The sequence below is a fragment of the Streptomyces thermocarboxydovorans genome (genome assembly GCF_039524635.1).
GTDB lineage: Bacteria > Actinomycetota > Actinomycetes > Streptomycetales > Streptomycetaceae > Streptomyces > Streptomyces thermocarboxydovorans.
Genome location: NZ_BAAAGU010000071.1, coordinates 18499 through 30599, shown reverse-complemented (window position 1 = coordinate 30599; position 12101 = coordinate 18499). Strand labels below are relative to the sequence as shown.

Here is a 12101-nt window from a genome sequence, read left to right as displayed (position 1 = left end):
CACCGAACCCAGAAGGCCCTCACCCGTTCAAGCACCCAGCACGCGTGTCACCAACGTCCCGGGACAGCACACCTAGTCGGCCTCAGGCGGCAACGGGTCCGACACGAACCAACCGCGCTGAGGTACGGCGAACAACCATCCTTCGTCGGCTAGGACAATGAGCCCCCTGCGGACGGTCGTCCGGGCGATCCCGTAGCGCTGCACCAGCCGATTCTCGGAGTCGATGGCGCGCCCGGGAGCCCAGTCACCCCGACGAATACGCGCCTTCAGGATCTCGGCGAGCTGCTTGTACGGGGTGAGCGGCGCCCCGTGATCGATGTCGGCGTCAGCGTCCATGCTCCCAGCGTGCGCCCCCTTGTGCGTCTCGGCACCTTGAGCTACGTACAGACACGTATCGATACAAGGCAATATATTCGATGGGCCAATGAAGCGCCCCAGGGCGACCGGGCAAGGGTCGGCACCTGGGGCTGAGACACGAACGGAGCGTGTCCTATGGGCGAGCCTAGGCGACTTGGTTTCGACACGGCGACGGGCAAAACGGCTTATGCACTGACGGAACCCGGCGGCCTCCTCGACGGCATCGCCGACATCACAGCACTGCAGACTGCGGCCGCGTGGCACGTGCTCGCTGCCGCCATGGTCGAAGGCGGGCAACTCAGCGGCGACGAAGCCGCGTCCGTGCTGGCGCACGTGACTGAAGCGCTGGGCGCGGTGTTGCCGATCGCCGCGCGAGTGATCGACGACGCGACGTGACGCCGTAGTCGAATGGACGGCAGTGGCCCCCCGTGATGGCACCGGGGGCCCTGCGTCACCCCTTGACGCACACGAACTGCTTCAGCTTCGCGACAACCTCGACCAGATCGCGCTGCTGCTTCATCACCTGATCGATGTTCTTGTAGGCACCGGGAATCTCGTCCAGCACGCCGGAGTCCTTACGGCACTCCACCCCGCGCGTCTGCTCCTCCAAGTCCCGCACGGTGAAACGCCGCTTCGCGGCATTCCGGCTCATTCGTCGGCCGGCACCGTGGGAAGCCGAATTGAAGGCCTTCTCGTTCCCGAGCCCCTTCACGATGTAGGAACTCGTGCCCATCGATCCAGGAATGATCCCGTACTCGCCGGAGCCCGCCCGTATTGCTCCCTTGCGGGTGATGAGCAGGTCCATGCCGTCGTAGCGCTCCTCCGCCACATAGTTGTGGTGGCAGGAGATCTCCTGCTCGAAGACCGGCTTCGCCTTCTTGAACTCCCTGCGGATCACATCCTTCAGGAGCGCCATCATGATCGCGCGGTTGTACCGCGCATACTCCTGCGCCCAGTACAGATCGTTCCGGTACGCCGCCATCTGGGGGGTGTCCGCTACGAAGACCGCGAGATCACGGTCGACCAATCCCTGGTTGTGCGGGAGCTTCTGTGCGACGCCGATGTGATACTCGGCGAGTTCCTTCCCGATGTTCCGGGAACCGGAGTGCAGCATGAGCCAGACCGAATCCGACTGATCGAGACAAAGTTCGATCATATGATTTCCCGACCCGAGCGTTCCGATCTGCTTCGCCGCGCGCTCCTCGCGGAACTTCACCGCGTCCGCGACTCCGTCGAAACGGCCCCAGAAGTCGTTCCACCCACCGGTCGGGAAGCCGTGCAGCCGGCCCGGGTCGACGGGGTCGTCGTGCATGGCCCGCCCCACCGGAATCGCCTGCTCGATCTTCGAGCGCAGGCGGGAGAGGTCGCCGGGGAGGTCGTTCGCGGTGAGGGACGTCTTCACCGCCGACATGCCGCAGCCGATGTCCACGCCCACGGCGGCGGGGCAGACCGCGCCCTGCATCGCGATGACCGAGCCGACCGTCGCGCCCTTGCCGTAGTGGACGTCCGGCATGACGGCCAGGCCCTTGATCCACGGGAGGGTGGCGACGTTGCGCAGCTGCTGGAGTGCGCCCTCCTCGACGGTGGACGGGTCGGTCCACATGCGGATGGGTACCTTCGCGCCCGGCATCTCCACGTACGACATGACGTCCTCATTCCCCCGAAAGCGTTCATAAAGGATTGAAACGCAAAACCGGCGCCAAGGTCGATGAAAAGGGATGACGGACCGGCGTCCACGGCAGTGCGTGCGATACACATTGTCTGCAGGCGGCGCCCCCGCGCGGCAAGCGATTAAGCAGCCGGGGACCCCGCCCGTCCCGGCGGGCACCGGCCCGCGCCCACCGTCGAGAGGAGCCCGATCGTGCAGCGGAAGGCGTACGCAGCCGGCGTCGCCGCACTCCTCGCGGCGCTGCTGGCCGGCTGCACCGGCAGCTCCGGTGGCGGGGGCACGACGGACAACTCCAACCCGGGCGAGCCGGACACCGCGACGCAGGCGGCGGAGCCGGGCAAGTACGCGGCGCTGCCGGAGCCCTGCGGCGCGGTGGACCAGAAGCTGCTGGACGAACTGCTGCCGGGCATCGCGCAGTTGCCGGACGAGGCGCAGCGGGAGAAGGCGTACGCGGGTGAGGCGGCGGTCACCTTCGACACGGACCGTAAGGCGGGCTGCCGTTGGAAGGTGGAGTCGGCGCAGGCCACGAATCATCTGCGGGTGGAATTCGAACGGGTCGTCTCCTACGACAGCGCGGTGAGCGACGACAGCGAGGCGGAGCGGCTGTTCGCGAGGCTGCTGGCGGAGGCGGATCTGGCGGAGCCGGAGGCCGGGGAGTCGGGTTCGGCGAGCACCGGCGGCGGTGACGAGGGCGACGAGGGCGGCGAAGGCGGCGAGGACGCCGGCGGCAACGAAGGGGCGAAGTCGCCCAAGTCATCCCCTTCGTCCGGTTCGTCGTCGGGGGCGTCTCCCTCGTCGTCCTCTTCCGGTCTGCCGTCGCGGGTTCTTGAGGATCTGGGTGACGAGGCGTACCTGGACGACGAGCTGAGCAGCTCGGGTTCGACGGCGAAGCAGCGCACGGTAACTGTGGCGTTCCGCACGTCCAATGTGATCGTGACCGTCGAGTACGCGGAGCAGTCGGCGATGGTCGGCGTGGTGCCGAACAGCAAGGAAATGCAGGACAGGGCGCGGAAACTGGCCTCCGGGCTGTCCGGTTCGCTGAGCGGCTGAGGGCCCTCCACGCGCTCTTCACGACCGCGCGCAAGTCCCGCGAAGGAAGACCACACGAGTGGCGTACCGCGTACCGTGACCCCTCGGACCCCGTTCCGACCGCAGGGAACACGAGCGTCATGAGTGAAGGAACCATGCAGCGACGAGCACAGCGAGATCAGCGTGATCAGCGGACCAGGCGCCTGAACCGGGTTCTTGTCTGCGCGGCCGCCGTCCCCGTGATGCTGGTCGCCGGCTGCTCCTCGGACTCCGGCTCCGGCGAGGGCAAGGACAAGGGCGCGGGTGCGACCGTCTCGACGTCGAAGAGCCCGTCGCCGACGGTGCAGGCGGCGGCGTTCAAGACGCTGCCGGAGCCGTGCGAGGTGCTGTCGGAGAAGGTGCTCGAGGAGCTCGTGCCGAAGGCGAAGGCGGGCAAGGAGGGCAGCTCGGACGATGTGTCGTCGCGGGCCAACTGCTCCTGGAGCAGCCTCGACAACAACGGTGTGAAGGGTTCGCAGTTCCGCTGGCTGAATGTGTCGCTGCTGCGTTTCGAGTCGGATGTCACGCGTGGTTCGGGTGACAAGCTGGCGCAGCAGTACTACGCCAAGCAGGTGCGGGACGCCAAGGCGTCCAAGGGTGCCAGGGACGTGAAGTCGGAGCCGGTCGCGGGGACGGGCGACGAGGCGACGGCGGTGCGCTACGAGCTGAAGAAGAAGGAAGGCACCTTCAAGCAGCAGACGGTGGTGGCGCGGGTCGAGAACGTGGTGGTCACGCTCGACTACAACGGTGCCGGTCTGGCGGGTGACAAGACGCCGGACGCCGACGATCTGATGAAGGACGCGAAGGCGGCGGCGAAGGATGCGGTGGCCTCGGTGACGGAGGCGAACGGCCCGTCCGGGTCGAAGTCGTCGTCGAAGCCGTCGTCCACGTCGTCCTCCAAGTCGTCCTCGGGGGCGGGGAAGTCCCCGGAGCCGTCGTCCAAGCCGTCGTCCAAGTCGTCCAAGTCGTCGAAGTCGTCGTCGAAGTCGTCCGGCACGAGCTGATCGCCTCGCTGAACGAGAACCGGCCACCCGTTCCCCGCACGCATGTGCCACTCTGTTGCGCGCAAGAACACGCATGCGGAGGGGAGTACGGGTGGCCGCGCCACTGCAGCTGACACGGATGCACCGGGTTCTCATCGGCGTGGTCGTGACCGGTGCCGTGATCATCGCCGGTATCGGCTTCGCCGGGTCGTACGCGGCCGTCCGTGAGCTGGCCCTGAAGAAGGGCTTCGGCGACTTCAGTTATGTCTTCCCCATCGGTATCGACGCGGGCATCTGTGTGCTGCTGGCGCTGGATCTGCTGCTGACGTGGATCCGGATCCCGTTCCCGCTGCTGCGGCAGACGGCGTGGCTGCTGACGGCGGCGACGATCGCGTTCAACGGTGCGGCGGCGTGGCCGGATCCGCTCGGTGTCGGGATGCACGGTGTGATCCCGGTGCTGTTCGTGGTGGCGGTGGAGGCGGCCCGGCATGCGATCGGGCGGATCGCGGACATCACGGCCGACCGGCACATGGAGGGCGTGCGGCTGACCCGGTGGCTGCTGTCGCCGGTGCCGACGTTCCTGCTGTGGCGCCGGATGAAGCTGTGGGAGCTGCGTTCCTACGAGCAGGTGATCAAGCTGGAGCAGGAGCGTCTGGTCTATCGGGCGCGGCTGCGGTCGCGGTTCGGCCGGGCGTGGCGCCGCAAGGCGCCGGTGGAGGCGCTGATGCCGCTGCGGCTGGCCAAGTACGGGGTGCCGCTGGCGGAGACGGCGCCGGCGGGTCTGGCGGCGGCGGGCATCGAGCCGGTGCTGATACCTCCGGCGCCGCAGCCGGAGGCGGCCGGTGCCATGGGGTTGGCGCAGCAGCAGGCGGCGGCGCCCGCGGGTGAGCAGCGTCTGGAGCTGGAGCGGCAGGCCGCCGGGCCGCAGCAGTACGACGCCGGTCCCCAGTACGACGGGGACGCGGCGTACGAGCCGGCGATGGACCAGAATCCGTGGCTGCACGCGCGCGACCCGCGCAGTGTGGAGTACCACGGTGACTACGACCCGACCTACGACCCGGAGCAGTACGCCCAGTGGGCGGAGGAGCAGCGGCAGGCCGACGAGTATCTGGAGCAGGAGGAGCCGCCGGCGCCGGACCCGGGTCCGGAGGAGACCGGCAGTTTCCCCATCCCGGTGTCGCCCGGGCGTACCCGTGAGCTGGGCGAGGGCGGGGGTGCGCCGGAGCCCGCCGGGCCGACGGAGGAGGATTTCTACCGGCTCTTCCGTGAGTCGGTGAAGGGCGGCAACGGGACGCCGACGCCGCGTGGTTTCGCCGCGGACGTCGAGGCGGTCTACGGCGTGACGCTGGACGGTCCGGAGGCCAAGCGCATGATGGACCGCTTCTCGAACCGGCTGAACGCCGAGCTGACGGAGGAGCACATCGCCTGACGCGCGGCGGGGTCCCCGACGGGCTGCGCCCGGCCGGCTGCGGGAGCAGGCGCGTCGCCCGGCGGCAGGGGTACGAGGAGGGGGCGCCCGGTGGATTCCGGGCGCCCCCTCCTCATGTGTCCGTGTGCGGTGCCGCGGTGGCTCACTCGCCGAGCAGGTACCGCACCTTCTCCTGGCCCACCGCGAGCAGCAGGGTGGGCAGGCGCGGGCCGGTGTCGCGGCCGACGAGGAGCTGGTAGAGCAGGGCGAAGAAGGCCCGCTGGGCGGTCTTGATCTCCGGCGGGAGCTCCTTGGGCGTGGCGTCGGCGGAGAAGCCGGCCTGGACCTTGGGGACGCCGTAGACGAGGTGGGTGAGCCCGTCGAGGGACCAGTGCTCGGCGAGGCCGTCGAGGAGGAGCCGGATGGATTCGCGGCTGCGCTCGTCGAGGGACTTCAGCAGTTCCGCGTCGGGTTCCTCGCGGACGATGGTGCGCTGGTCGGCGGGGACGTGGGTGTTGATCCACGCCTCGGCCTTGTCGTAGCGCGGGCGGACCTCGTCGAGGCTGGTGAGCGGGCGGGACGGGTCGAGCTCGCTGAGGATGCGCAGGGCCTGGTCCTCGTGGCCGGCGGTGATGTCGGCGACGGAGGCGAGGGTGCGGTAGGGCAGCGGGCGGGGCGTGCCCGGCAGCTCGCCGCTGGCCGTGCGCACCGCGCGGGAGTGCGCGGCGCGGTCGGCGGGCAGGGCGGTGCCGTCGGCGACCTTGGCCTCGAGGCGGTCCCACTCGTCGTAGAGGCGCTGGATCTCCTGGTCGAAGGCGACCTTGAAGGACTGGTTGGGCTTGCGGCGGGCGTAGAGCCAGCGCAGCAGCTGGGGCTCCATGATCTTCAGCGCGTCGGCGGGGGTGGGGACTCCGCCGCGCGAGGAGGACATCTTGGCCATGCCGCTGATGCCGACGAAGGCGTACATGGGGCCGATGGGCTGCTTGCCGCCGAAGATGCCGACGATCTGCCCGCCGACCTGGTAGGACGAGCCGGGCGAGGAGTGGTCGACGCCGCTGGGCTCGAAGATCACGCCTTCGTAGGCCCAGCGCATGGGCCAGTCGACCTTCCAGACCAGCTTGCCGCGGTTGAACTCGTTGAGCCGGACGGTCTCGGAGAAGCCGCAGGCGGTGCAGGCGTAGGTCAGCTCGGTGGAGTCGTCGTCGTAGGAGGTGACGGTGGTGAAGTCCTTCTCGCAGTTGCCGCAGTACGGCTTGTACGGGAAGTAGCCGGCGGAGCCGGAGCTGCCGTCGTCCTCGGTGGCGGCGCCGGAGCCCTCGGCGGCCTCGAGCTCGGCCTCGTCGACGGGCTTCTGGGACTTCTTCGCCGGGGCCTTCCTGGTGCGGTACTGGTCGAGGATGGCGTCGATCTCGTTGCGGTGCCGCATGGCGTGCAGGATCTGCTCGCGATAGGCGCCGGAGGTGTACTGCTTGGTCTGGCTGATCCCGTCGAACTCCACGCCCAGCTCGCCCAGCGATCCGATCATCGCGGCCTTGAAGTGCTCCGCCCAGTTCGGGTAGGGGGAGCCCTTGGGGGCGGGGACGGAGGTGAGGGGCTTGCCGATGTGCTCGGCCCAGGTCTCGTCGATCCCGGTGACACCGGCCGGCACCTTGCGGTAGCGGTCGTAGTCGTCCCAGGAGATCAGGTGCCGGACCTGGTACCCGCGGCGGCGGATCTCGTCGGCGACCAGGTGCGGGGTCATGACCTCGCGCAGGTTGCCGAGGTGGATCGGGCCGGAGGGGGAGAGACCGGACGCGACGACGACAGGTTTGCCCGGGGCCCGGCGCTCCGACTCCTCGATGACCTCATCCGCGAAACGGGAGACCCAGTCGGTGGTCTCGGTGCTCTGAGCCACGATCGGCACGTCCTCTTCTTCTGAAGTTCCTGAAGCGGGATCTGCTGCTGATGGAAGGTACTGACGAGTACCGACCCGGCCATTCTCCCAGACCGGCACGCGCCCGGGAAAACGGCTTTACCCCCCGTGGGATACTGGCGGGGTCTATCCATCCCCACGAGGAGAACGGCACCCCTACCTATGGCCTCGGTCACGTCCCTGAGCGACACCGTCCAGCAGCAGCTCGCGTCCGCGATCTCGGCCGTGCGGCCCGAGGCGGCCGCGGACCCGCTGCTGCGACGAAGCGACCGGGCGGACTTCCAGGCCAACGGCATCCTGGCGCTGGCGAAGAAGGCGAAGGCCGATCCGCGGGGGCTGGCGGCCGAGGTCGTGGCGCAGGTGACCACCGGCGATGTGATCAAGGACATCGAGGTGTCCGGGCCGGGCTTCCTGAACATCAGGATCGCGGACGAGGCGATCATCCGGAACCTGGCCGCGCGGTACGCGGACGAGACGGGCCGCCTCGGCGTGCCGTACGCCGAGCGGCCGGGCACCACGGTGATCGACTACGCGCAGCCGAACGTGGCGAAGGAGATGCACGTCGGGCATCTGCGTTCGGCGGTGATCGGTGACGCGGTGGTGAAGCTGCTGGAGTTCACCGGCGAGAACGTGATCCGCCGCCACCACATCGGCGACTGGGGCACCCAGTTCGGCATGCTCATCCAGTACCTGGACGAGCACCCGCACGAGCTGGACCACAAGGAGGCCGAGGTCACCGGCGAGGAGGCGATGTCGAACCTCGACCGCCTCTACAAGGCCGCGCGCAAGCTGTTCGACTCCGACGAGGACTTCAGGACGCGGGCCCGGCGCCGGGTGGTGGACCTCCAGGCGGGCGACCCGCACACCCTGGAGATGTGGCAGAAGTTCGTCGACGAGTCGAAGATCTACTTCTTCTCCGTGTTCGAGAAGCTGGACATGGAGATCCGCGACGAGGACATCGTCGGCGAGTCCGGCTACAACGACATGCTGGCGGAGACCTGCCGGCTGCTGGAGGAGTCGGGTGTCGCGGTGCGCTCGGAGGGCGCGCTGTGCGTGTTCTTCGACGACATCAAGGGCCCGGACGGCAAGCCGGTGCCGCTCATCGTGCAGAAGTCGGACGGCGGCTTCGGCTACGCGGCGACGGACCTGTCGGCGATCCGGGACCGGGTGTTCAACCTGAAGGCGAACAGCCTGATCTACGTGGTGGACGCCCGACAGTCGCTGCACTTCAAGATGGTGTTCGAGACGGCCCGCCGGGCGGGCTGGCTGAACGACGACGTCAAGGCGTACCAGCTGGCGTTCGGCACGGTCCTCGGCAAGGACGGCAAGCCGTTCAAGACCCGTGAGGGCGAGACGGTCCGGCTGGTGGATCTGCTGGACGAGGCGATCGAGCGTGCCTCGGCGGTCGTGCGGGAGAAGGCGCAGGACCTGTCGGAGGAGGAGATCGCCGAGCGCGGCAAGCAGGTGGGCATCGGCGCGGTGAAGTACGCGGACCTGTCGACGTCGGCGAACCGGGACTACAAGTTCGACCTGGACCAGATGGTCTCGCTGAACGGCGACACCTCGGTGTATCTGCAGTACGCCTACGCCCGGATCCGGTCGATCCTGCGCAAGGCTCCGGAGGACGTGCGTCCGGCCGCGCACCCGGAGCTGCCGCTGCACGAGGCGGAGCGCGCCCTGGGCCTGCACGTGGACGCGTTCGCGGAGACGGTGGCGGAGGCGGCCCGCGAGTACGCCCCGCACAAGCTGGCGGCGTACCTGTACCAGCTGGCGTCGCTGTACACCGCGTTCTACGACAAGTGCCCGGTGCTGAAGGCGGACTCGCCGGAGCAGGTGGCCAACCGGCTGTTCCTGTGCGACGTCACCGCCGCGACGCTGCACCAGGGCATGGCGCTGCTGGGCATCCGGACGCCCGAGCGCCTCTGACCGCCGGACGGCCCACCGGCCGCGGGCGCGGCCTGCGGACATACGGGGGCGGCCCGTCCTCTCCCCCGAGGCGAGGACGGGCCGCCGCTCGTTGCCGGCCGCTGGGGCGGTTCAAGCGCACCCCGTTCAGCCTCTACACGCCGATGACGGCGACGACCCCGGGCACGCTCGTCCGCGCCTGCTTCCGGCCCGCCGCGAAGGCACCCCGCGAATGCTTCGAGGCCACGGTCCGCGCGCCGGGCGCCTCTCCTTCCGGAGAACCTAGGTCGTGAGACCGGCCCGGAGCCTGCGCAGCCCCTCCGCGATCTCGTCCGGGGTCTGGGTGACGAAGCAGAGCCGCAGGGTGGAGCGGTCGGGGTCGGCGGCGTAGAAGGGTGCGCCGGGGACGTAGACGACGTCGTGGCGGACCACCTGCGGAAGCAGCGCGGTGGTGTCGTACGGGGCGGGCAGCCGCACCCACAGGAACATGCCGCCCTCGGGCCGGGTCCACACCGAGCCCTCGGGCAGGGCGGCGGGCAGCCCGGCGAGCATGGCGTCCCGGCGGGCGCCGTACTCGCCGGCGACGCGGCGGACGTGGGCGTCCAGGTCGTGGTCGGCGAGGTAGCGGGCGGCGGCGAGCTGGTTGACGGTGGGGGTGTGCAGATCGGCGGCCTGCTTGACGACCGTGCAGGCGCGGCGCAGCCCGGCGGGGGCGCGCAGCCAGCCCAGGCGCAGGCCGGGCGCCATGACCTTGGAGAAGCTGCCGAGCAGCACGCTGCGGTCCTCGGCGCCGGGCAGCGAGGCGATCCAGGGCACGCGCTCGCCCTCGTAGCGCAGCTCGCCGTAGGGGTCGTCCTCGACGATCCACAGTCCGCGCCGCGCGGCCACCTCGGCGACGGCGGCCCGGCGGTCCAGGGGCAGGGTGCGGCCGGTGGGGTTCTGGAAGGTCGGCACCAGGTAGAGCAGCTTGGGCTGCTCGCGGGCCACGAGGGCGTCCAGTGCCTCGGGGTCGAGGCCGTGCTCGTCCCCGGGGACGGCCAGCACACGGGCTCCGGCCAGCCGGAAGGACTGGAGTGCGGCGAGGTAGCAGGGGCTCTCGACGAGCACGGTGTCGCCGGGTTCCAGCAGCGCGGTGGCGAGCAGGGACAGGGCCTGCTGGGAGCCGGTGGTGACGAGGAGGTCGTCGGCGGTGGTGGGCAGGCCGCGGGCCCCGGTGCGTGCGGCGAGGGCGGCCCGCAGCGCGGGCTCGCCCTCGGTGGTGGAGTACTGCAGCGCCTGCGCGGGTCTCTCGTCGAGCACGGCCCGGTACGCCGCCACGATCCCGTCGGTGTCGAACAGCTCGGGCGCGGGCAGCCCGCCCGCGAAGTTGATCACCTCGGGGCGTGCGGTCACCGCCAGGATGTCCCGCACGGGCGAACCGCCGGTGTTCCGGGCTCGTGCGGCGAGGAGGGGCACGGACGCGGGCTCGGTGACGGTCATGGCGAGGCTCCCGGGGCTGCGGCGACGGAACGTCCCCGCAGCCTAAGGAATACCTGCGTCCTACAAGCACTCTTTTCGCGATGCGGACGCCCGGCCCCTCGGGCGGTCTCAGGCGCGCAGCTTCTGCGCGACCTCCGTCGCCCAGTAGGTGAGGATGTTCCGGGCGCCCGCGCGCTTGATGCCGGTGAGGGCCTCCATGATCGCCCGGTCGCGCTCGATCCAGCCCTTCTCCGCGGCGGCCTCGATCATCGCGTACTCGCCGGAGATCTGGTACGCGGCGACCGGCACGTCCACCGCGTCCGCGACGCGGGCCAGGATGTCGAGGTAGGGGCCGGCCGGCTTGACCATCACCATGTCGGCGCCCTCTTCGAGATCCAGCGCCAGCTCGCGCAGGGACTCGCGGGTGTTGGCCGGGTCCTGCTGGTAGGTCTTGCGGTCGCCCTTGAGCGAGGAGGCGACGGCCTCCCGGAAGGGGCCGTAGAAGGCGGAGGCGTACTTGGCGGTGTAGGCGAGGATCGCCACGTCCTGGTGGCCGGCCCGGTCGAGGGCCTCGCGGATGACGCCGATCTGGCCGTCCATCATGCCGCTGGGCCCGACCACATGGGCGCCCGCCTCGGCCTGCACCCGGGCCATCTCGGCGTACCGCTCGAGAGTGGCGTCGTTGTCGACGCGGCCCTGCTCGTCGAGGACGCCGCAGTGGCCGTGGTCGGTCGTCTCGTCCAGGCACAGGTCGGACATCACGAGCAGGTCGTCGCCGACCTCGGCGCGCACGTCCCGCAAGGCCACCTGCAGGATGCCGTCGGGGTCGGTGCCCGGCGTGCCGACGGCGTCCTTCTTCGACTCCTCGGGCACCCCGAACAGCATGATCCCGGAGACCCCGGCCGCCACGGCCTCGGCCGCGGCCTTCTTCAGGCTGTCCCGCGTGTGCTGCACCACCCCGGGCATGGAGGCGATCGGCACCGGTTCGCTCACGCCCTCACGGACGAAGGCGGGGAGGATGAGGTCGGCGGGGTGCAGCCTGGTCTCGGCGACCATCCGACGCATCGCGGGGGTGGTCCGCAGCCGCCGCGGCCGCGTGCCGGGAAAGGATCCGTACGTCGTCATACCGCCTACGCTACGCCCGCCCGCACCCCGCATTTGCCGACGCGGAGTCGGCGCGAAGTCGGCGCGGAGTCGGCGCGAAGTCGGCGCGGAGTCGACGCGGAGTCGACGCGGAGTCGACGCGGAGTCGACGCGGAAGCGACGCGGAGTCGACGCGGAAGCGGCGCGGAGTCGACGCGGAAGCGGCGCGGAGTCGACGCGGAAGCGGCGCGGAGTCGA

Annotated in this window: 10 protein-coding genes; 5 read left to right on the top strand and 5 right to left on the bottom strand. The window is 70.1% G+C overall.

The window, feature by feature from the left end:
* Positions 1 to 72 precede the first annotated feature (72 nt).
* Positions 73 to 336, bottom strand: coding sequence for a winged helix-turn-helix domain-containing protein (locus ABD198_RS26600; protein WP_344006528.1), 264 nt, complete (start codon positions 334 to 336; stop codon positions 73 to 75).
* 156 nt (positions 337 to 492) lie between these two features.
* Here ABD198_RS26600 and ABD198_RS26595 point away from each other — a divergent pair, with 156 nt between their 5' ends.
* On the top strand, positions 493 to 753 hold the full coding sequence (locus tag ABD198_RS26595; protein ID WP_344006526.1) for a hypothetical protein: 261 nt from the start codon (positions 493 to 495) through the stop codon (positions 751 to 753).
* A 55-nt stretch (positions 754 to 808) separates the two neighbouring features.
* Here the strand turns inward: ABD198_RS26595 and ABD198_RS26590 are convergent, their stop codons facing one another.
* A complete protein-coding gene (locus ABD198_RS26590; RefSeq protein ID WP_344006524.1) occupies positions 809 to 2002 on the bottom strand; it encodes an RtcB family protein in 1194 nt (397 codons plus the stop codon).
* Positions 2003 to 2218: 216 nt separating this feature from the next.
* On the opposite strand from ABD198_RS26590, the gene ABD198_RS26585 reads away from it, so the two are divergent.
* From ABD198_RS26585 to ABD198_RS26575, 3 genes are all read left to right on the top strand, one after another.
* Entirely contained in the window at positions 2219 to 3076 is an 858-nt protein-coding gene (locus ABD198_RS26585; RefSeq protein ID WP_344006522.1) for a DUF3558 domain-containing protein, read from the top strand.
* 119 nt (positions 3077 to 3195) lie between these two features.
* Complete coding sequence (locus ABD198_RS26580; RefSeq protein WP_344006520.1) at positions 3196 to 4098, top strand: DUF3558 family protein; 903 nt, start codon at positions 3196 to 3198, stop codon at positions 4096 to 4098.
* Between the two features lie 91 nt (positions 4099 to 4189).
* The gene (locus ABD198_RS26575) at positions 4190 to 5506 is read left to right on the top strand and encodes a DUF2637 domain-containing protein (protein WP_344006518.1); all 1317 of its coding nucleotides are present in this window, start codon (positions 4190 to 4192) and stop codon (positions 5504 to 5506) included.
* Between the two features lie 142 nt (positions 5507 to 5648).
* Here the strand turns inward: ABD198_RS26575 and lysS are convergent, their stop codons facing one another.
* The gene (lysS, locus tag ABD198_RS26570; protein ID WP_344006516.1) at positions 5649 to 7388 is read right to left on the bottom strand and encodes a lysine--tRNA ligase; all 1740 of its coding nucleotides are present in this window, start codon (positions 7386 to 7388) and stop codon (positions 5649 to 5651) included.
* 171 nt (positions 7389 to 7559) lie between these two features.
* On the opposite strand from lysS, the gene argS reads away from it, so the two are divergent.
* Positions 7560 to 9323: an arginine--tRNA ligase gene (argS, locus tag ABD198_RS26565; protein ID WP_344006514.1), complete on the top strand. Its 1764-nt coding sequence runs from the start codon at positions 7560 to 7562 to the stop codon at positions 9321 to 9323.
* Positions 9324 to 9584: 261 nt separating this feature from the next.
* Here the strand turns inward: argS and ABD198_RS26560 are convergent, their stop codons facing one another.
* Positions 9585 to 10781 carry an aminotransferase-like domain-containing protein gene (locus ABD198_RS26560; RefSeq protein ID WP_344006512.1) on the bottom strand — a complete coding sequence of 399 codons (1197 nt, stop codon included), beginning with the start codon at positions 10779 to 10781 and terminating at the stop codon, positions 9585 to 9587.
* Between the two features lie 108 nt (positions 10782 to 10889).
* Entirely contained in the window at positions 10890 to 11885 is a 996-nt protein-coding gene (gene hemB, locus ABD198_RS26555) for a porphobilinogen synthase (protein ID WP_344006510.1), read from the bottom strand.
* Between the last annotated feature and the right edge of the window lie 216 nt (positions 11886 to 12101).